Raw genomic sequence first — 19,137 nt, forward strand, 5'->3', positions numbered from 1 at the left:
GATCGGCCGGCAGCGGCCGCGTCACCTCGGTGCCGGGCGCGGGGCGGGGCCGGCGGCGACGCGCGGCGCGCTCCTCGGCGCCGACCTCGGCCGGGTTGGCCGGCTCGGGGCGGTGGGCGGCGCGCATCCGCACACCGGCGTAGGTCAGCAGCCCGGCGGCGCCGAGCGCGAAGAAGATCCCCCACTGGATGCCGACGTTGCCGACCGCGCCGCCGTCGACGTCGGGCTTGTCGAACAGCCGCCAGACGAGCAGCAGCATGGTCCAGCCGCCAGCGATCATCACGATCGTGCCGTCGCCGCCGGGCAGGTGGAAGGCACGGCCCTCGGCACGCGCGAACAGCAGGAACAGCACCGCGATGGCGACCAGCAGCACCGCCGCCTCGACGAACGAGAAGACGCCGAACGCGTTCATGTTGTCGCCGAACAGCCTGCCGCCGGTTCTGTCGCTGACGACGGCGTTGAGCTGGTACCAGGGCAGGAACATCGTCAGGAACAGCAGCAGCGCCGCGCCGGCCGCCATCCGCCCCTCGGGCGCCAGTCCGCGCCACGCCTTCGCCAGGCGCGTCAGCATCCGCTCAGCCTCCGGCCCGGCACGCCGGCCACCCACGTCTTGCGCGCTTCATCGGCCACCCCCGCGATTCTACGCGCGGGCGGTCCGCGCTACACGCGCGCCTTGCCGGTGACGGTGATCGTGGCGGTGGTGCGGCCGACGTTGCCGGCGAGGTCGGTGCCGCTGAGCACGAGCTGGTAGGTGCCGGGGCTGTTGGGGACCTTCCAGGCGTAGCCGTGCGGCCCGCGCGAGACGGTCACGCTGGTCGACAGCGACGTGCTCCCGGAGCGGGTGATCGTCAGCCCGACCTTCGACATCTTCGAGACCTCGAAGCGCACCAGCGAGGTCGAGCCGCCGCGCACGCGCTCGGTCAGCAGCTCCAGCTCGGGCGCTTCCTTCAAATAGCCTCTGAAGCGAGCGTCGGCTCTGCACCAGAAGGCGATCTCGGCGCGGTCGCAGAGGTTGTGGATGAAGTCGGTGACGAGCGTCTGGTAGTTGAGGTCGGCCTCGGATCCGCCGACCTGGTAGAGCGACCACGCGCCCGTGTCGGTCGCCGCGAGGTCGAGCCGCGCCTGCCGCTCACCGGCCTGGAACAGCTTGCGCGCGCGGGCGTCGCCGGAGATCTCCCAGTAGTCGTTGAGCCCGACGAGCGTCTGCACGAAGCCGTTGAGGACCTGCTGGCTGGGGGAGAAGGAATAGAGCAGGAAGCGGCGCCCGGCGCTCGTCTTCGTGCTGACGCCGGTCGTCGCGTCGACGCCGAACAGCTTGATCCCCTTCTCGGCCGTCTTCAGGTAGGCCGGCTTCTTCAGCAGCTGCGAGGCGCGCGCGAAGACCTGCACGCCGGTCGCCTGCGCCATCGCGCTCGCCCACGGCGGGCGGCCGCCGCCGAAGTAGAAGTAGTACTCCCAGGCGAGCGCGCCGCCGCGCGTGGAGGCGAGCTCGGTCATCTCGTCGAGCAGGTTGGCGAGTCTGCGGTCGTCCTTGGCCATCCACAGCCCGTTGCCCTTGCCGAAGGTGCCGAGCACCTGCAGCTGGATCCCCTCGCCGGGGTAGTACTGCCACACCAGCTCGCTGTCGTTGAACTCGACGCGCTCGCCGTAGGAGAGCAGCCGGCCGGTCGCCCACCAGTCGCGGTTGCGTCTCAGCGTGGTGAAGATCGCCGGCAGGCGCGAGGCGGTCAGGTCACCGCGGCCGGCCATGAAGTTGGTGTTGTTGAGGACGCCCTGGAGCGCGTCGCCGCGGCTGCCGGTGAGGCGGCTGCGGAAGCGCAGCGCGTCGTCGTAGATCGCGCGGTACTCCGTCTGCTGCGCCGCCGTGATCTCGCCGCCGCGCTCCAGCTTCTTCAGCTCGCCGCGCACCGTGCGGGCGGCCGCGCGGCGGGCGCGCGGGCTGCTGCTGCGGGCCAGGCGGGCTCTCGCCGCCGGGCTGGCGGCGCGGGCGGCAGCCGCGCGGAACTGACGCGGGGCGGGGAGATCGGCGAGCGGGCTGCCGACGGGCGGCAGCGCACGGTCGATCCGCTCGTGCACGCGGCCCTGCTCGTCCATCACCAGCACCTTGCTGGAGGAAGCCGAAGCGGAACCTGAAAAGAGTGCACCTGCGACGATGCAAAGACACAGCACGGGCACGGAACGCACGTACCCGAGTGTTACGCTCGCCGCCGCCCGCCGCCACCAGTGAGAAGGAGATTGCACGTGAACCATCGTGTCCTGGAACACCGAGCACGCGCCGTTGTCGCGCTGTTGCTCGCGATCGTCGCCGCGTTCGCGCTGTCGGCCTGCGGCAGCGACGACGATTCGTCGACCACCACGAGCGGCGGTGGCGGCGGCGGTGAGACGGCCGACGCGCGCACGCTCCTGGAGGAGACGTTCACCGGCACGAAGGACGTCAGAAGCGGCAGATTCGCGCTCAGCATCAGAGCGGGCGAGGACGGCGGCGAGCAGATCTCCGTCAGCCTCGGCGGTCCGTTCGAGTCGCAGGGCGGCGACGACTACCCGAAGTTCGACATCGACGCGAGCATCGACGCGAGCGGCCAGGGCTTCAGAGCCGGCCTGATCTCGACGAGCGACAGACTGTTCGTCGAGTTCGACGGCAGCGCCTACGAGGTGCCGGCCGAGTACCTCGAGATGGCGAGAAGACAGACGGGCACCGAGGACAGAGCGGTCCCGGCGCTGCCCGACCTCGATCCGCAGAGCTGGATCGAGAACCCGGAGGTCGTCGGCACCGAGCAGGTCGGCGGCGTCGACACCGAGCACATCACCGCCGACGTCAACGTCGCCGCGCTGATGGACTCGATCGACAGCGTGCTGGCCGAGCTCGACAGACAGGGCCTCTCCGGCGCGACCGGCGGCCAGGTCCCGAGCTCGATCCCGGCTGACGCGCGGGCGCAGATCGAGAGAGCGGTCAAGGACCCGAGAATCGACGTCTGGACCGGCAGCGACGACAAGACGGTGCGCAAGATCGAGCTGACGACCGGCGTCCAGCCGGAGGGCGAGAGAGCCGGCTCGGCGTCGCTCACCTTCGAGCTGACGGGCCTCAACGAGGCGCAGACGATCGAGGCTCCGGCCAACACGAGACCGATCGACGAGCTGCTCGCGGGCCTCGGCGGCCTGCTCGGCGCCTCCGGCCTCGGTGGCGGCGCGGCCGGCGGCGGCGCCGACGCCGACGCGCTCGGCGAGTACCAGAGATGCCTCCTCGACGCTGCCGGCGACACCGCCGCGCAGCAGAAGTGCGCGGACCTGTTGACGAGATGACCCGGTGAGCGGGGCGTGCCTCGGCACGCCCCGCCTCCGCTTCGCCGACCTCCTGGGCGGGTAGGTTCCCGCCCGTGTCGAGCCCCCGTCACGAGCAGCGTCGATCGCTGCGCTCGCTGGTGCTGTCCAGCGACGGCTGGCCGTGGCTGCTCGTCCCCTTCATCCCGCTCGCGGTCGTGCTCGACCTCGCAGGCGTCTCGCCGGTCGCGATCTTCTTCACCTCGGCGCTCGGCGTCGTCCCGACCGCGGCGCTGATGGGCCGCGCCACCGAGGAGCTGGCGGCCCGCTCGGGCCCCGGCATCGGCGGCCTGCTGAACGTCACCTTCGGCAACGCGCCGGAGCTGATCATCGCGCTGTTCGCGCTCGAGAAGGGGCTGCACGAGGTCGTCAAGGCCTCGCTCATAGGCTCGGTGATCGGCAACATCCTGCTCGTCCTGGGCGCCTCGATGCTGGTCGGCGGGATCGGCCGCGAGCAGCAGACCTTCAGCCGCGCGGCCGCCAGCGCCCAGTCGTCGATGCTGCTGCTGGCCGGCGCGGCGCTGATCATGCCGGCGATCTTCGAGATGGTCGAGGGCAAGGGGCTGCCGAAGCCCGGCGACGAGCGGATCGTCTACGACTCGACCGTCGAGCACCTGTCGCTGGCGGTCGCGCTGGTGCTGCTCGCCTCCTACGCCGCCGGCCTCGTCTTCTCGCTGAAGACCCACCGCAGGCTGTTCAACCCGCCCGAGGCGCACGACGAGGACGAGGGCCACGCGGCCTGGCCGGTGCGCAGATCGGTCGGTGCGCTGGCGCTCGCCGGCGTCGCCGTCGGCGTGATGTCGGAGATCCTCGTCGGCTCGATCTCAGAGGCGGCCGAGTCGATCGGGCTGACCGAGTTCTTCGTCGGCGCGATCGTGATCGCGATCGTCGGCAACGCGGCCGAGCACTGGGTCGCGGTGCTGGTCGCGCGCAAGGACAAGATGGACCTGGCGGTCAACATCGCGATCGGCTCCAGCGCGCAGATCGCGCTGTTCGTGATCCCGGTGCTGGTGCTGTGCTCGTTCGTGCTCGGCCCCAACCCGCTCGCGCTCGTCTTCAACGGCTTCGAGCTGGGCGCCTTCCTGATTGCGGTGCTGATCGCCAACCACGTCACCAACGAGGGTGAGTCGACGTGGTTCGAGGGCGTGCAGCTGCTGGCGGTCTACGCCGTGCTGGCGCTCGCCTTCGCCTTTGCGTAACTAGAACCTCACCGCGAGTTCCCGCGCGCGCCCGCGCGACAGCGCGGAACTCGCAATGCGAAGCACTAGTCTTCCCGGCCGACCTCCTGGTCGTCCTCTTCCAGCTCGTCGTCGGGCTCGTCGCCGTCGTCGGTGATCGAGTTGGGCCCACCGGGGTGGTAGCTGACCTGGAAGCGTTCGAGCATCTCGTCGCGCTCCGCCTCGTCGATCGGCGACTCGTCGGAGACGAGGACCCAGTCGGCGCCCTCGGCGTCTTCCATGTTGAAGACGGCCTGGTCCATCTCGGGCGAGTCGTCGACGACGACGAGGACCTCGGTCTGCGGATTGAAGTAGGTGCCCGGGCGGACGAGCAGCTCGTCCAGCTCGAAGCGGCGGAGTTCGGCCATGTCCGGGAGGGTACCCCGTCACGAGGACCGCTACATGACAGGCGGCCAGCTCCCTCTTGAGATCCGTGGGGGAGGTTCGCTACCCTTGCCACAACCCGTTGACTGACCAGTCAATCTGTCGTCCGCAGGGGGCCAAGGCGCCGCCGCGGAACACCGCACCGCCTCAAGGAGCAATACACCGTGGTCGATTTCACGCTCACCGACGAGCAGAAGAACCTTCGCGAGGTCGCGCACGACTTCGCCGAGAAGGAGATGCGCCCGGTCGCTTGGGAGCTCGACAAGGACGGAACCTGGCCCGAGGAGATCATCAAGAAGGCCTGGGAAGTCGGCCTGATGAACAACCACGTCCCCGAGGAGTACGGCGGCGTCGGCCTCGGCTACCTCGACGGTTGTGTCATCGAGGAGGAGCTGGCCTGGGGCTGCTCCGGCATCCAGACGTCCGTCGGCTGCAACGGCCTCGCGACGGCGCCGCTGATCCTCGGCGGCTCGCACGAGCTGAAGAAGGAGTACCTCGGCCGCCTCACGGAGGCGCCGCTGCTCGCCTCCTTCTGCCTGACCGAGCCCGACGCCGGCTCCGACGTCTCCGGCATGAAGACCACTGCCGTCAAGAAGGGCGACAAGTGGGTCATCAACGGCTCGAAGTGCTTCATCACCAACGGCACCTACGCGAACTTCTACACCGTCTACGCCAAGACGGACAAGGACGCCGGCCACCGCGGCATCTCGGCCTTCATCGTCCCGCGTGACGCGGGCGTCGTGGTCGACAAGAAGGAAGACAAGATGGGCCAGCGGGCCTCCAACACCGCGACCATCACCTTCCCCGAGGTCGAGATCCCCGCCGACCACCTGATCGGCGAGGAGAACAAGGGCTTCAAGCTGGCGATGATGACGCTCGACCGCACCCGTCCGGGCGTCGCCGCGATGGCGACCGGCATCGCGCGCGCCGCGATGGAGTTCGCGATCGACTACTCGAAGGAGCGCGTCCAGTTCGGCGTGCCGATCGCGATGCACCAGGCGATCCAGTTCATGATCGCCGACATGGCGACCGACGTCGAGGCGAGCCGCCTGCTGACGTGGAAGGCCGCGTCGCAGCTCGACAACGGCGAGCGCAACACGCTCGTCTCCTCGCACGCGAAGCGCTTCGCCGCCGACGCCGCGATGAAGGTCGCGACCGACGCCGTGCAGGTCTACGGTGGCTACGGCTTCATCAAGGAGTACCCCGTCGAGAAGCTGATGCGCGACGCGAAGATCATGCAGCTGTACGAGGGCACCGCCCAGATCCAGCGCCTCGTGATCGCCCGCGAGACGCTGCTTCCGCGTCGCGCCGAGGCCCCGGCCACCGCGAACGCGTAGGACGCGCTACTCTTCCGGCAGGAACTTTTGTGCGCGGCGTCACACAAGGCGCGCACATGTAACTGCCGGTCCTATGTGGTGAGAGAGTGCGAAGGCCCGGGCGCGGTATCCGCCCCGGGCCTTTTGCCATTGTGCTTCGCATTGCGAGTTCCACGGCGGCGCGCCCAGGCGCGCCGCGTTCGTGGGAACTCGCGGGGCCTACTTCAGCGACACCAGATAGCTGCGGGCGTCCTGCGGGCTGAGGATCGAGTTGCCGTAGAAGCGCACGCGCACGCGCAGCTTCGACTTCCCCGCCGGCGGCACGGCGCGCACGCGCAGCGAGTAGCTGCAGTGGCCGGGATCGAGCCGCACGCGCCGGCTCGCAACCGTGCGCGAGCCGTTCGTGAATCTGACGCCGACGATCCCGGTGCAGCCGTCGGCGACGCCGACGCCGGCCGGCAGCCGCAGCACCCCGGTCGTGACGAAGTACGGATGTGACCGGCGCTGCTTGCCGGGCCGCGTTCTGGCGCCGATCATCGCGGGCGCGAACGGCCCGGTCGTGAAGGTCACGTCGGGGCCGACGACCGTCCCTCTGCGGTTCGAGACGACCGCGCGGAAGTGATAGGTCGTCCGCTCCTGCAGCCCGTTGAGCGGGATTCTGACCGCGACCGGCTGGACCCCCGCGGGAATGCTCGCCGCGAACGTCTCGGCGCCGTAGGTGTTGGTCGTGCCGAATTGGAATCTGTACGTCGCCGCCGCGCCGCCGGGGTTCACGAGCGCCGTCAGCGTGACGCTGTTGGCGTACGGCGAGAAGGGCGCGGTGCTGAGGATCGTCGGCGCCGTCGCGGGCGGCAGGTCGGTTCTGACGCTGCGATCGCTGCCGACCGTCGTGCCGTCGGCGTTGGTCGCGACGATCCGGTAGTGGTAGGTCGTACCGGGCGTCAGCCCTCTGAGGCGGAACGACACCTCTCTGCCGCTCGTCCCGCTGCCGGCGGAGCGGTTGGGCGTCTGCTGGCCGTAGCTCGGGTTCGAGCCCCACTGGAACGCGTAGGTCGTCGCGCTGCCGTTGGGGTCGACTGCGCCGCGCAGCGTCACCGCCGTCTGCCCGACCGAGGCGGCGGCCTGCGTGCTCGCCGTCGGGCTCGCCGCGCTCGCCGTCGTCGCGGTCACGGCGGCGAGCGCGAACGCGGCACAGGCAGCCGCGGTCAGTCTTCGTTTCGTCGACATCGATCCTCCGGGTGGTGGCTCTGCGAACATCCGTGCCCCGTGAGTCACGAACGCATGCGGAGGGGCTGAGTTGCGCCGGGCACGCGCGGCGCTGGAGCTGCCGGCGAGTGCCGCCGCCGTCGAGCGCCTGTGGGCCGATCCGGCCGGCTGGACGGCCTTCGTCGACGGCTTCGAGCGCGTCGTCGAGCTCGATCCGGAGTGGCCGGCGGTCGGCGCGCGGCTGGTGTGGGCCTCGCACCCCGGCGGCCGCGGCGAGGTGACCGAGAAGGTGCTGCGCCACGAGCCCGGCGCCGAGCTGGTGACGCAGCTCTCCGACCCCGACCTGACCGGCGTGCAGCGGCTCGCCTTCGCGCCTCCGGCCGGCGGCGCGGCCGGCGTCGGCGTCGCGCTGGAGCTGGAGTACGCGCTGCGCAGAAACGGTCCGTTCATGGTGCTCGCCGATCCGCTGTTCGTGCGCCGCGCGCTGCGCGACTCGCTGCGCCGCACGCTGGAACGGCTCGCGGCCGAGCTGGGTCGCTGAGCGGCCGCGCGGGCATAGACTCCGGCGCAACCGCAACCCGAGGAAGGGCAAGCATGTTCGTGTTCAAGGCCGCGGTCGTCGGGGCCGGCACGATGGGAGGGGAGATCGCCTACACGATCGCCTCGGCCGACATCCCCGTCGTGTTGAAGGACGTCGACCAGAGATTCGTCGACCAGGGGCTCGCGAAGGCGCGCTCGATCTGGCAGGGCCAGGTCGACGCCGGCAAGCTCTCCGTCGAGGAGCTGGAGCGGCGCGTCGGCCTGATCACCGGCGCGACCGATTACGCCGGCTTCGGCGACGTCGACTTCGTGATCGAGGCCGTGCCGGAGAAGATGGAGATCAAGCAGACCGTCTTCGCCGAGCTCGACGACGTGACGCCCGGCCACGCGATCCTCGCCTCCAACACATCGGCGCTGTCGATCACCGAGATCGCGGAGGCGACCAGCCGACCGGACCGGGTCGTCGGCTTCCACTACTTCTACCCGGCCTCCGTCATGCGGCTGATCGAGGTGATCGAGGGGCTCGAGACCTCGCCCGAGACGACGCAGGCGGCGACGAGCTTCGCGCAGGCGATCCGCAAGCTGCCGATCCGCTGTGACGAGGCGCCGGGCTTCGTCGTCAACCGCGTGCTGAACTCATCGTTCGGCGAGGTCTTCCGCTTCCAGGAGCAGACCGGCGCTCCGATCGAGGCGATCGACAGAGCGATGACCGACGCCAGGGCGACGCCGATGGGGCCGTTCTTCCTCGTCGACCTGCTCGGCCTCGACACGGTCGGCCACGTCGGCCGTTACCTCAACGAGAGCTTCGGCGACCGCTTCCCGCTCCATCAGGGGATGCTGGAGCGGATCGAGCGCGGCGAGCTGGGCGCGAAGACCGGGCAGGGCTTCTACACCCACGGAGCGGCAGCGCCCGCCCGCTCCGACGTCGACGCGACCGGCGTCGAGGAGGTCGTCGAGCGCTTCCAGCTGAAGGCGTTCGTCGAGTCCTGCCTCGTGCTCGAAGAGGGGATCGCGACGACGAAGGACATCGACCTCGGCCTGATGGCCGGCGCCGGCCTGATCCCGCCGCCGTTCGCGCGCGCCGACCAGGAAGGCCTCGACACGGTCCTGGCCCGGCTGGAGCGCGCGCAGGAGGCGTGGGGCGAGCACTTCGCGCCGCCGGCGATCCTGCGCCGCCTGGTCGCGCAGGGGCGGCTGGGAGCCAAGAGCGGGCAGGGCTTCTTCCCCTACGCGCGCCCCGACGCCGGCTGGGACGACAGCCCGGTCAAGCTGGAGACGCGCGGCGCGACCGCGATCGCCTGGCTCGACCGCCCGCCGGCCAACTCGCTCTCGCCCGACACGATCGCGGCGATCAAGAAGGTGTGGACGCAGGTCGACGGCGACCCGGCTGTGCGCGTGCTCGTCTTCGCCTCCGCCAACCCGGCGCTGTTCTGCGCGGGCGCCGACCTGAAGGCGTTCGCGACGATGGACGAGGCTGCCGGCCGCGCGCTGCTCGACGAGGCGCACGAGCTGTTCCGCTCGTTCGAGCGCTCCTCGACGGTCACGATCGCGGCGATCAACGCGCTCGCCTTCGGCGGCGGCTGCGAGCTGGCGATGGCGACCGACGTGCGGATCGCGGCCGCCTCGGCCAGCTTCGGCCAGCCGGAGATCAACCTCGGCATCATCCCGGGCTTCGGCGGCACGCAGCGGCTCCCGCGCCTCGTCGGCGAGGCGAAGGCCAAGGAGATGAACCTGACCGGCGAGCCGATGTCGGCTGAGGAGGCCTACGAGTTCGGCCTCGTCAACCGGCTCGTGCCCGACCACGAGCTGTTCGACACGGCGCTGGCGTGGGCGCGCAAGCTGGCCGGCCAGGCGCCGCTGGCGGTCGAGCAGATCAAGCAGGTCTCGGCCGTGCCCGACCTCGACGACGGCGTCGCGGAGGAGAAGCGGGCCTTCGCGATCGTCTTCGGCTCCGAGGACGCGAAGGAGGGCATCAGCGCCTTCCTGAAGAAGCGGACGCCGAAGTTCCAGGGCAGATGAGATGAGCGACGCCCGCCTCGCCGACGACGCCGCGGCGGGCGTCGCCCTGCTCGCCGCGCGCGTGCGCGCCGCCAGATCGGTCGTCGTGCTGACCGGCGCGGGGATCTCGGTGCCATCCGGGATCCCCGACTTCCGCACCCCGCGCACCGGTCTGTGGGCGAACGTCGACCCGATGGAGGTCGCCCACGTCGACGCCTGGCGGAGCGACCCCGCGCGCTTCTGGGCCTTCTACGGCCACCGCTTCCAGTCGCTGCGTGACAAGCGCCCGAACCGCGCCCACGAGCTGCTCGTCGAGCTGGAGCGGCGCGGGCTCGTCGACGCGGTCGTCACGCAGAACATCGACCGCCTGCACGGCCCGCACGGCGAGCTGATCGAGCTGCACGGCAGCATCGCCTCCTCGTCGTGCCAGGAGTGCGGCGCCGCCTACCCGCTGGAGGAGGTGCAGGCGCGACTCGACCAGGACCCGCAGGGTGTGCCGCGCTGCGACTGCGGCCGGCCGCTGAAGCCCGACGTCGTGCTGTTCGGCGAGTTCCTCCCGCAGGCGGCGCTGGAGCGGGCGCAGGCGCTCGCGGTGCGGGCCGACCTGCTGCTCTGCGTCGGCTCCTCGCTGGAGGTCTGGCCTGTCGGCGAGCTGCCGGCGCTGACGCTGCGCGCCGGCGGCGAGGTCGCGATCGTGACGCAGGGGCCGACGCGCTACGACGACGAGGCGGTCGCCAAGCTCGATGGCGATGTCGTCGAAGAACTGGAAGCGCTTCTGAGAGCGCTCTGACGGCGCGCCTTCAGCCGTCCTGCGCCGTTTCCGCGACCGTGCGCGCTCGCAGCGCGGCTTCCAGCCGTCTCTGCGCGATCTCCAGCGTCTGCGTCGCCTCTGGCCCAAGCACGCCGCCGAGCGCGTCGTCGGCGAGCGCCGCGACGCCGGCGCGGAGGCTGCGCAGCTCCTCGATCCGCTGCGCCAGCTGGGATGCCTGCGCCGTCGCCGGCAGCTCCGCGAGCGCGGCGTCGAAGGCGGTGCGCAGCTGCAGCGCGGCCTCGCGCAGCTGACCGTCGTCGAGGTCGTGGCGGGCGCGCAGCGTCAGCTCCTCGCAGGCGAGCTGGTGCGAGCGGCCGCCGAGCAAGGCCGCCAGCCGCTCCTGCGGTCGCAGCGCGGACGAGCGTCTCGCGGTGCGGCTCTCCTTGGCGGGCGGCAGCTCGCGCGCGGCCGTCCAGCGGCCGTCGGCGACCTCCTCGCCGGCGCCGTAGCCGACGCGCACGACGAGCGCCTGCGAGAGGCGCGGCAGCGCGACGCCGGGATCGGCGCTGGCGGCGCGGTGGGCTCGCACGAGCCGCGTGAGCTCCGTCAGCGGCGCCTGCGCCGCCTCCAGGCCGGCGCTCGACAGCCAGCGCTCCGCCGCGGCGCCGTCGCCGGGGCGGGCATCGACGATCGTCACGCGTCCGGTCTCGACGGGCGTGGGGGAGGGCTCGGGCGCGATGTCGCGCGGGCGTGAGCGGCGGCGCAGCCGGCGCCGCGGCTCGGCGCCGAGCGTCGCGACGACGACGACGTGGGTCGGCGCGCTGCCCGGCCCGTCCGGCCGCACGACGTAGCGACCGTCGTCGGGACCGACACGCCACGGGAACTCGAGCTGGACGAAGCGGAAGACCTGGGTCTTCCGCTCGTCCAGGGGGGCGCTATCTGGCGTCGCCGTCCTTCGTCGCGTATCTGGAGACGGTCGTCGGCACGACAGGGTTCTGGATCGCGCCGAGCTGCTCGACCAGTCTCGTCCACTGCTCGGGTCTCATCAGCGTCTGCAGTCTCGGCGAGCCGGGCTGCGCGACGGCGTGGAAGCCGACGTGGATGTGGTCGTCGTGGTCGGACATCGCGAGCGTGTTGTCGGTGTCCGGGTACTGCATCAGCGTGATGATCTGATGCGGCTTCATCGTGCCCTGCAGCGTCAGCAGACGGCGCACGGTGATGTCGGTGATCGAGCCCTCGCCCTGCGTCGCCGGCGTGATCACGATGCCGTTGATGGCGCCGATGTCGACGGCGGTGCCGGTCGAGTGCTCCGAGATGTTGCCGGAGGCGGTCATCAGACCGTGGTTGCCCTTCAGCGACGTGACCGTCGGCTTCAGGCCGCTGGCCGAGAGGAACTCGAGCGTCGCCAGCACGCGCTGGTCGATCGCGCCGGTCTTGATGTCGTCACGACCGCCGGGGTAGATCTCGATGTTCGGGTTCGAGAGCACACGCGCCTGCAGCTCGGACTTCGACATCAGCAGGATCTGGCCGATCGACGGGCCTCTGCCGTCGCTGCCGAAGACGTTGTCGTTGCCGCTCTTGTAGATCGCGGTCGACTCGAGCAGCTTCCAGCCGTCGAGGATCGGCTTCGGGTCGATCCGCGGCGCGCCGCGGCCGGCCGGCCGGATCGTGAACTCGACGTGCGGGGCCAGTCTCTCGTGCGTCTTGCCGATGCGACCGAGGATCGTGCCGGCGATGACCGTCGAGCCCTCGCGCAGCGGCTTGAGGATGTAGTCCTCGGGATCGGCCTCCAGCGGACCGCTGAAGTAGCCCTCGAAGGTCGTCAGCCGCTCGCCCGACTGCTCCAGCTGACGCTCGCCGCCGGCGCTGTACGCCTGCGGGCGCGTCGGGTTGGCGAACAGCCGCTCCTTCTGCAGCGCCGGGACGGGCTGCTCGACGACCGGGTCGGCGCCGTCTCTGGCGACCGGAGTTCTCGCGGCGGCTCTTCTGTCGGCCGCGGCGGTGTCCGCCGTGCCGGCGTCGTCGGCGTCCGTGTCGCCGGCCGTCGCGGGCGGCGTGACGCTGGTGCCGGTGACGCCGCCGCTGTCGGCGTCGGCGTCCGTGTCGCCGCCGACCGGCTGCGCGCCGTCGCTGGCGGGCTGCGTCGGGGCGCCGGCGGCCGGCTGCTCCAGCTCGGCCTCGACCTGCTCGTCCGCGGCCGCCTCGATCGGCTTGGGGACCGGGTGGCGCTCCGCGATCGAGCCGAGGTGGCTGTACGTGTAGCGGTTGCCGTAGACGTCCTGGAGCACGACGAAGCGGCCCAGTCTGTCGTTCTCGCCGAGCTTCACGATCGTGCCGTCGTTGACCGCGATGACCGGGGCGTCCTCGGCGGCGTAGACGTTGATCGAGCGCCGCGCGGCGTCGCCCTCGACGGTGACCGCCGCGTTGGCGCCACTGACACGTCTGTTCGCTCTTCTGACGTCGATCGAATCGGCGTAGGTGGCGCGCGCGGCGACCGGGAAGCGGCCCTGCGTGAGACCGGTCAGCGAGCCGACGAGGTCGGCCGGCATGCCGCCGATGACGCGCGCCCGCAGCAGCACCGACTGGACGTACCAGTCGGCGTGGTTGTAGGCGAAGATCGCCTTCTCGAGGTCGGTCTCGGCGCCGGAGGCCTTCAGGTAGTTGGCCGCGGCGAAGATCGCGTCGACGGGGTTGTACGGGTCTCTGACGCCGTCGCCGTTGGCGTCGACGCCGTAGGCCTCCCAGGTGCCGGGCATGAACTGCATCCAGCCGAGCGCGCCGGCTGACGACACCGACAGGTTGCGACCGTAGTCGGTCTCGATCTCGTTGATCGCGGCGAGGATCTGCCACGGCACGCCGTACTGCATCGCGGCAGCCTGGTAGATCGGCAGCAGGAACGGCGGGATGCGGAACTGCTCGATGAAGAAGTTGGGGACGCCGGCCGGCGTCTGCTCGAGCGTGGGGGCGACCGTGAAGCCGGGCGTGTCCGGCGTCGGCTGCGCGCCCTCGGTCTGGACCGGGGTGTCCGGCGTCTCGTTCGGCTCGACGGTGCCGTCGCGGTTGGCGTCGGTCAGCTCGCCGGGGCTGTCCTGCCCGGCGGAGGTTCTCGGGACCGAACCCTCACCCTTTGCTTGACCCTTAGGGTCGACGACTCCGCCGACCGCGTCGGGCTGCTCCGTGGTTCTCGTCGTTCTCGTCGTTCTGCCCGGCGTCGTGGTCGTGCCAGTCGTGCCGGGAGTCGTCCCGGTGGTGCCGGTCGTGCCGGGCGTGGTGCCCGTCGTGCCGGGCGTGGTGACCGGCGGGACGGTCGTCGTCGTGCCGGTCGTGCCGGGCGTCGTGACCGGCGTCGTCAAGGTCGACGGCGGCACCGTCGGCGTCGAAGGGGTCGTCGGCGTGGTCTGCGACGGCGTCGTCGCGGGCGTCGTCGGCGTCGTCTGCGTGGTCGTCGACTCCAGCGGCGTCTCGGAGATCGCGACGATCTCACCGCCGAGGTCGGGCAGCTGGCTGGCCGAGATCGGGACGCCGGGCGTCCCCTCGACGGTCAGCGTGACGACCCTGCCGCCGACGAGCGTGACGACGACGCGACGCTTGTCTGCGGAGGCAGGCGCCGAGGTGAGCCCTCCGATGATGAGCGCGGCCCCCGCGGCGAGCGAGGCGATGCGCAGCTTCGTTCTCTTCATCGGACCGACGAGCTCCTCCCGAACGACCGCGTGCGCGGCCTCATCTCACGACCGCCGTGACGGCGACCGAACCGGAAGCTACCTGCTGTTCTGGACGTTTGCAAAGAAGAACCCGCGTGTTTGTTATGGCGTGCCCACAGACGAAAGGAGCAGCACGTGAGCTTCGGCGCGCTGCTCCGACTCCTTGAGTACCACAGGCAAACTGGCTCAAGGGTAACCAAGCCGTTTAACGCCGCATGAAGGGCTCCTGTGACGCGGTTCTGAGGTTCTTCCCGTTTGCGTGGGCGGCACACGGCCGGTCGCCTGGTCTCCACCTGTACTGCAACGTTCCTTGCCGGTGCTGGTCGCGGAATTGCTGCGCTACAGTCGGCGCCTTCCTCCGACCCGACCCGCAGGGGACGACATGACGAACCAGACGTCCAGCGACGGGCTGCGCGCCCGCATCTCCAAGCAGAGCGAGGACGCCCTCGGCAGGCTGGCACAGGAGCTCCTGGAGAGCCCGCTCGTGAGTGGCGCGCTGACGCGCGCGTTCGACGCGCGCGAGAAGGCGGCCGCGGCGCAGGAGGTCGCGATGGGCGCGCTCAACCTGCCCTCCGCCGCGGACCTCGAGAAGCTGACCCGCCGCGTGCGCTCGGTCTCGCAGCGGCTGGAAGGGATCGAGGACATCCTCGACCGCGTCGAGCAGAGGGTCGGCGCGCTCGACGGCAGCGGCAGCGCCGAGCAGCGGCTGGCCGCGATCGAGCAGCGGCTCGACGCGATCGTCAGCCAGCTGGAGCGGCTCGGCGACCAGGCGACGCCGTCGGCGCCGCAGCCGGTGATCACCTCGGCGGCGGCGAGAAGACCGGCCGCCTCGCGCACGCGCGCGGCCGCGGCAAGACGCCGCACGGCCAGAAGAGTGACCTCCAGACCGACGGCGGCCTGAACGCGGGCGCGCGGCAGCCCGCCGCGCGCTTCAGCTCAGGGCGGTCATGGCGATCTTGCCGGCGGCGATCGCCGCGGCCTCCATCGCCTCCTGCTCGATGCGGCCGCGCTGTGGGCCGAGCAGGTCGCTGACGACGAGCACGCAGCCGGTCGCGACGTCGCGCAGCGCGCCGAGCTGGAACAGCGTCGCCGTCTCCATCTCGATCGCCAGCGCGTCGCGCGGCGGCGGGTCGGCGTGCTCGCCGGCGGGGTCGTAGAAGAGGTCGGTCGTCAACACCGCGCCCTGGCGCACGGGCGCGCGGTCGTCCGCGCCAGGCGCCTCCGCCGCGGCACCGCTCGCGCCGTCACCCTCCGCCGCGCCGTTCGCCGCCGCGGCCACGAGTGCTGCGGTCAACCCGGCGTCGCCGGCGACCAGCTCGCCGGCGCCGAGCGCGCGGCTGGTGCCGTCGGTCGCGAAGGCGGCCTCCGCGACGAGCACGTCGCCGAGCGCGAAGCCGTCGACGAGCGCGCCGCAGGAGCCGACGCGGACGATCCGCTCGGCGCCGAGCCGCACCAGCTCCTCGATCACGATCGCCGCGCTCGGGCCGCCCATCCCGGTCGACTGGATCGTCAGCGGCGCGCCGTCCGCCGCCGCGCCGGTGTAGCCCCACAGCCCGCGGTTGTGGTTGAACATTCTCGGCTTCTGCAGCAGTGACTGCGCGAGCAGCAGCGCGCGGCCGGGGTCGCCGGGCAGCAGCACGCGCGGCGCCAGCTCGGCGGTCGGGTGGATGTGAAGCGTCGTCGCCATGGCGCAGCGAGCATAGACTGCGCCCGATCCGTGCCCGGGCGGCGGGCGTCGTCGAATGGGAGGTCTTCTCAGATGGGCAGCAGCAGCTTCAGATCGCCGGCCGAGTTCCGCGAGGTCATCGACCAGATCTTCGGACTGATGGACACGCCCGAGATGGGCCCGCAGCTGCGCGACGCCGACGTGCCGCAGCGGTTCGAGTTCGACGACCTCGACCTGGTCGTGAACGTGCGCGCCGCCACCCCCGACGAGGAGGGGCGCTACATCGTCTGGGAGTGGAGCGACGAGGTCGACTGGGAGCCGAAGGTGCGGATGGAGATGGCCTCCGAGACCGCGAACAAGTACTTCCAGGGCAAGGAGAACATCGCGATGGCGATCGCCCGTCGCCGCATCAAGACCGGCGGCGACATCAAGGCGGCGCTGGCGCTGATGCCGATCGTCAAGCCGGTCTATGCGAGATACGTCGAACTGGTCGAGCGCCAATACCCGCACCTGAAGGTCTGAGAAACCGCTGGGCGCGGTCGGCTGACCGCGCGCCTCGGCGCTCGGACCGGCGCCGTTGACAGCTCCGGCGCGCAGGAGCATCGTCTGTGCCACAACCAAGGCACCAGGCCGAGCAGTGGGCCTGCCGCCCGAACGCCGGTCCAGCGGACCGACGGTGGGTGACGCAGACCCGCAAGGCGCCGCGACCGCCTCGCGGAACGAGCGCCGTCGGCCGAGCGCGGCGGGCCGCCTTGCCCGCGGGCGGCGGGGTCCCCTCATGGAGGCCCCGCCGCCTTACTTCTTCTCGCGCCGGAATCCGCACGCAGCGGATTTCTGGTGTGGCGTGCGATGGGCCTGGCGCGCGCGAGCGGTTACCGTGCGACGAGTGACGCAGGGGGTCCGCCACGAGACGACCGCGCTTCCGCTGGAGGAGGCGGCTCGTCGCGCCGGGGTGGCGCCGGCGACGTTGCGCCGCTGGGTCCGTGACGGGCTCGTGCCGCTCGCCGCCGGCGGCGCCTGGACGCCGGCCGCCGCCGCGCAGGCGCGGATCGTCGCGCGCCTGCGCGAGCGCGGCCACTCGCTCGCCGACATCCGCCGCGCCAGCGACGAGGGGCGGCTCGCCTTCGGCTACGTCGAGGAGCTGTTCCCGGCGCCGGACGACGGCGTCGGGATCGAGCAGGCCGCTGCCGAGACCGGTTTGGAGCCGGCGCTCGTCGAGCGGATCCTGACCTCGCTCGGCCATGTCCCGCGCGAGCTGGACCACATCCCGGCCGAGGAGCTGGCGCTGCTGCGCCGCGCCGCGACCGCGCTCGACGCCGGCTTCCCGCTCGTCGCGCTGCTGCAGCTCGTGCGCGTCTACGGCCAGGCGCTGGCGCAGATCGCCGACGCCGAGGTGCGGCTCTTCCACCTCTACGTGCACGAGCCGCTGATGCGCGACGGCGTGCCGGGGCTGGAGGTAGCCGAGCAGATGGAGCAGCTCGCGCGCGGGCTGCTGCCGATCGCCTCGCCGCTGATGGACCACGTCCACCGCCGCTTCCTGCGCCACTTCGTCGAGCAGGACGTGATCGGCCACATGGAGACGGCGTTCGACGGCACGAGCCCCTTCGCCGACCTCGGGCGGCTGCGCGTGGCGGTCGCCTTCGCCGACCTGGCCGGCTACACGCGCCTGACCGAGGAGGTCGGCGAGGAGGAGGCGGTCGACGCCGTCGAGCGGTTCGTCGGCGCGGTCGAGATGACGCTGCCGGAGGACGCGCGAATCATCAAGACGATCGGCGACGCGGTGATGGTCGTCGGCGCCGACGCCTCGGCGCTGGTCGACTGGGCCGTCGGCTTCCAGCAGCTCTTCACCGAGCGGCCGCGGCCGCGGATCGGCCTGCACCACGGCGAGACGCTCTACCGCGAGGGCGACTACTACGGGCGCGAGGTCAACCTCGCCGCGCGCGTCGCGGCGCGCTCGGGGGAGGGAGAGGTGCTCGTCACGCGTGAGATCGTCGAGCTGGCTGGCGCGCACCTGCTGTTCGAGCCGATCGGCGAGGTGCGGCTGAAGGGCTTCAGCGACTCGACCGAGCTGTTCCTCGCGCACCCCGGCCCGGCCTAGGATCAGGGGATGGATCCCGACGCCGTCGTCGAGCAGGTGCGGACCGGTGGGCTGCTGGCACCGGGCGCGCCGGTCGTCGTGCTGCTGTCGGGCGGGCGCGACTCGGTCTGCCTGCTTGACGTCGCGGTGCGCGTCGCGGGCGCCGGCGCCGTCGCCGCGGTCCACGTCAACTACGGACTGCGCGACGAGGCCGGCGGCGACGAGCGTCATTGCGCCGCGTTGTGCGCCGCGCTCGGCGTCGAGCTGGTCGTCGAGCGCGCGGGCGAACCGGCCGGGAACGTGCAGGCGTGGGCGCGTGAGCTGCGCTACGCGGCGGCCGAGCGGGTCGCGGCGGCACGCGACGGCGACGCGGGGGCGCGCGGTGCGCCACCGGCCTCGATCGCCGCCGGCCACACCGCCGACGACCAGGTCGAGACGATCCTCTACCGCCTCGCCGCCGCGCCCAGCCGGCGGGCGCTGTTGGGGATGCGGCCACGCGAGGGCCGGCTGGTGCGGCCCCTGTTGGAGCTGACGCGCGAGCAGACGACCGCTTACTGCGAGGCGCGCGGCCTCGCCTGGCGCGACGACGCCACCAACGCCGGCGGCAGATACGCCCGCAATCGTGTCCGCAACGAGCTGCTGCCGACATTCCGGGCGATCCACCCGGCGGCGGAGGCGAACGTGCTGACGCTCGCACGCCTGCTGCGCGAGGAGGGGGAGCTGCTCGACGCGCTCGTCGACGCGGAGCTGGATGCGGGCCGCTCGATCGCGCTCGACCGGCTCGCCGCGCTGCGGCCGGCGCTGCGCCGGCTCGTCGTGCAGCGGCTCGCCGACGACGCCGCCGGGCGGCCGGTCGGCGGCGCTGCCGGCCGCGCCGAGCAGGTCGCCGCGCTCCGACCTGCCGGCACCGCCTGGCTCGACCTCGGCGGCGGCGTGCGCGCGGTCGCCGGGTACGGCGTCGTG

Annotated in this window: 17 protein-coding genes; 10 read left to right on the forward strand and 7 right to left on the reverse strand. The window is 71.8% G+C overall.

The features are described 5' to 3' along the window. On the reverse strand, nucleotides 1-571 hold a 571-nt coding region (locus R7226_RS26960), incomplete at its 3' end, for a hypothetical protein (protein ID WP_318600490.1). Between the two features lie 89 nt (nucleotides 572-660). Continuing rightward, entirely contained in the window at nucleotides 661-2,094 is a 1,434-nt protein-coding gene (locus R7226_RS26965) for a D-glucuronyl C5-epimerase family protein (protein WP_318600491.1), read from the reverse strand. Between the two features lie 147 nt (nucleotides 2,095-2,241). Here R7226_RS26965 and R7226_RS26970 point away from each other — a divergent pair, with 147 nt between their 5' ends. Beyond that, nucleotides 2,242-3,300: a LolA-like protein gene (locus R7226_RS26970; protein WP_318600492.1), complete on the forward strand. Its 1,059-nt coding sequence runs from the start codon at nucleotides 2,242-2,244 to the stop codon at nucleotides 3,298-3,300. Nucleotides 3,301-3,374: 74 nt separating this feature from the next. Next, a complete protein-coding gene (gene cax, locus R7226_RS26975) occupies nucleotides 3,375-4,517 on the forward strand; it encodes a calcium/proton exchanger (protein WP_318600493.1) in 1,143 nt (380 codons plus the stop codon). Nucleotides 4,518-4,582: 65 nt separating this feature from the next. On the opposite strand, the gene R7226_RS26980 is transcribed toward cax, so the two are convergent. Further along, entirely contained in the window at nucleotides 4,583-4,903 is a 321-nt protein-coding gene (locus R7226_RS26980; protein ID WP_318600494.1) for a hypothetical protein, read from the reverse strand. Nucleotides 4,904-5,083: 180 nt separating this feature from the next. Here R7226_RS26980 and R7226_RS26985 point away from each other — a divergent pair, with 180 nt between their 5' ends. Then, nucleotides 5,084-6,256, forward strand: coding sequence for an acyl-CoA dehydrogenase family protein (locus R7226_RS26985; RefSeq protein WP_318600495.1), 1,173 nt, complete (start codon nucleotides 5,084-5,086; stop codon nucleotides 6,254-6,256). Between the two features lie 198 nt (nucleotides 6,257-6,454). Here the strand turns inward: R7226_RS26985 and R7226_RS26990 are convergent, their stop codons facing one another. After that, nucleotides 6,455-7,462, reverse strand: coding sequence for a fibronectin type III domain-containing protein (locus R7226_RS26990; RefSeq protein ID WP_318600496.1), 1,008 nt, complete (start codon nucleotides 7,460-7,462; stop codon nucleotides 6,455-6,457). A 70-nt stretch (nucleotides 7,463-7,532) separates the two neighbouring features. On the opposite strand from R7226_RS26990, the gene R7226_RS26995 reads away from it, so the two are divergent. From R7226_RS26995 to R7226_RS27005, 3 genes are read left to right on the forward strand one after another with little or no spacing between them, the layout of a single operon-like run. Then, nucleotides 7,533-7,982 carry an SRPBCC family protein gene (locus R7226_RS26995; protein WP_318600497.1) on the forward strand — a complete coding sequence of 150 codons (450 nt, stop codon included), beginning with the start codon at nucleotides 7,533-7,535 and terminating at the stop codon, nucleotides 7,980-7,982. Nucleotides 7,983-8,035: 53 nt separating this feature from the next. Next, a complete protein-coding gene (locus R7226_RS27000) occupies nucleotides 8,036-10,000 on the forward strand; it encodes a 3-hydroxyacyl-CoA dehydrogenase/enoyl-CoA hydratase family protein (RefSeq protein WP_318600499.1) in 1,965 nt (654 codons plus the stop codon). 1 nt (nucleotide 10,001) lies between these two features. After that, on the forward strand, nucleotides 10,002-10,769 hold the full coding sequence (locus R7226_RS27005) for an SIR2 family NAD-dependent protein deacylase (RefSeq protein WP_318600500.1): 768 nt from the start codon (nucleotides 10,002-10,004) through the stop codon (nucleotides 10,767-10,769). 10 nt (nucleotides 10,770-10,779) lie between these two features. On the opposite strand, the gene R7226_RS27010 is transcribed toward R7226_RS27005, so the two are convergent. Together R7226_RS27010 and R7226_RS27015 are read right to left on the reverse strand one after the other, a co-directional pair. After that, entirely contained in the window at nucleotides 10,780-11,574 is a 795-nt protein-coding gene (locus tag R7226_RS27010) for a hypothetical protein (protein ID WP_318600501.1), read from the reverse strand. A gap of 91 nt (nucleotides 11,575-11,665) precedes the next feature. Next, entirely contained in the window at nucleotides 11,666-14,410 is a 2,745-nt protein-coding gene (locus R7226_RS27015; RefSeq protein ID WP_318600502.1) for a lytic murein transglycosylase, read from the reverse strand. Between the two features lie 403 nt (nucleotides 14,411-14,813). On the opposite strand from R7226_RS27015, the gene R7226_RS27020 reads away from it, so the two are divergent. Further along, on the forward strand, nucleotides 14,814-15,332 hold the full coding sequence (locus R7226_RS27020) for a hypothetical protein (RefSeq protein ID WP_318600503.1): 519 nt from the start codon (nucleotides 14,814-14,816) through the stop codon (nucleotides 15,330-15,332). A gap of 30 nt (nucleotides 15,333-15,362) precedes the next feature. Here R7226_RS27020 and R7226_RS27025 read toward each other — a convergent pair whose 3' ends face one another. Further along, entirely contained in the window at nucleotides 15,363-16,118 is a 756-nt protein-coding gene (locus R7226_RS27025) for a phosphorylase family protein (RefSeq protein ID WP_318600504.1), read from the reverse strand. 72 nt (nucleotides 16,119-16,190) lie between these two features. Here R7226_RS27025 and R7226_RS27030 point away from each other — a divergent pair, with 72 nt between their 5' ends. The 3 genes from R7226_RS27030 to tilS all read left to right on the forward strand — a co-directional run. Further along, nucleotides 16,191-16,619: an SCP2 sterol-binding domain-containing protein gene (locus R7226_RS27030; RefSeq protein WP_318600505.1), complete on the forward strand. Its 429-nt coding sequence runs from the start codon at nucleotides 16,191-16,193 to the stop codon at nucleotides 16,617-16,619. A 364-nt stretch (nucleotides 16,620-16,983) separates the two neighbouring features. Further along, the gene (locus R7226_RS27035; RefSeq protein WP_318600506.1) at nucleotides 16,984-18,195 is read left to right on the forward strand and encodes an adenylate/guanylate cyclase domain-containing protein; all 1,212 of its coding nucleotides are present in this window, start codon (nucleotides 16,984-16,986) and stop codon (nucleotides 18,193-18,195) included. Nucleotides 18,196-18,204: 9 nt separating this feature from the next. Beyond that, nucleotides 18,205-19,137 (forward strand): tRNA lysidine(34) synthetase TilS (gene tilS / locus R7226_RS27040; protein ID WP_318600507.1); only part of this gene is annotated, 933 nt, incomplete at its 3' end.

It is taken from the genome of Conexibacter stalactiti (genome assembly GCF_033542075.1).
Taxonomy (GTDB): Bacteria; Actinomycetota; Thermoleophilia; order Solirubrobacterales; family Solirubrobacteraceae; genus Conexibacter; species Conexibacter stalactiti.

What these genes read in the sequence shown, in the direction of transcription:
- R7226_RS26965 (WP_318600491.1), bottom strand. Translation starts at nt 2,094, where the DNA reads ATGGACGAGCAGGGCCGCGTGCACGAGCGGATCGACCGTGCGCTGCCG.
- R7226_RS26980 (WP_318600494.1), bottom strand. Translation starts at nt 4,903, where the DNA reads ATGGCCGAACTCCGCCGCTTCGAGCTGGACGAGCTGCTCGTCCGCCCG.
- R7226_RS26990 (WP_318600496.1), bottom strand. Translation starts at nt 7,462, where the DNA reads ATGTCGACGAAACGAAGACTGACCGCGGCTGCCTGTGCCGCGTTCGCG.
- R7226_RS27000 (WP_318600499.1), top strand. Translation starts at nt 8,036, where the DNA reads ATGTTCGTGTTCAAGGCCGCGGTCGTCGGGGCCGGCACGATGGGAGGG.
- R7226_RS27005 (WP_318600500.1), top strand. Translation starts at nt 10,002, where the DNA reads ATGAGCGACGCCCGCCTCGCCGACGACGCCGCGGCGGGCGTCGCCCTG.
- R7226_RS27015 (WP_318600502.1), bottom strand. Translation starts at nt 14,410, where the DNA reads ATGAAGAGAACGAAGCTGCGCATCGCCTCGCTCGCCGCGGGGGCCGCG.
- R7226_RS27020 (WP_318600503.1), top strand. Translation starts at nt 14,814, where the DNA reads ATGACGAACCAGACGTCCAGCGACGGGCTGCGCGCCCGCATCTCCAAG.
- R7226_RS27025 (WP_318600504.1), bottom strand. Translation starts at nt 16,118, where the DNA reads ATGGCGACGACGCTTCACATCCACCCGACCGCCGAGCTGGCGCCGCGC.
- R7226_RS27030 (WP_318600505.1), top strand. Translation starts at nt 16,191, where the DNA reads ATGGGCAGCAGCAGCTTCAGATCGCCGGCCGAGTTCCGCGAGGTCATC.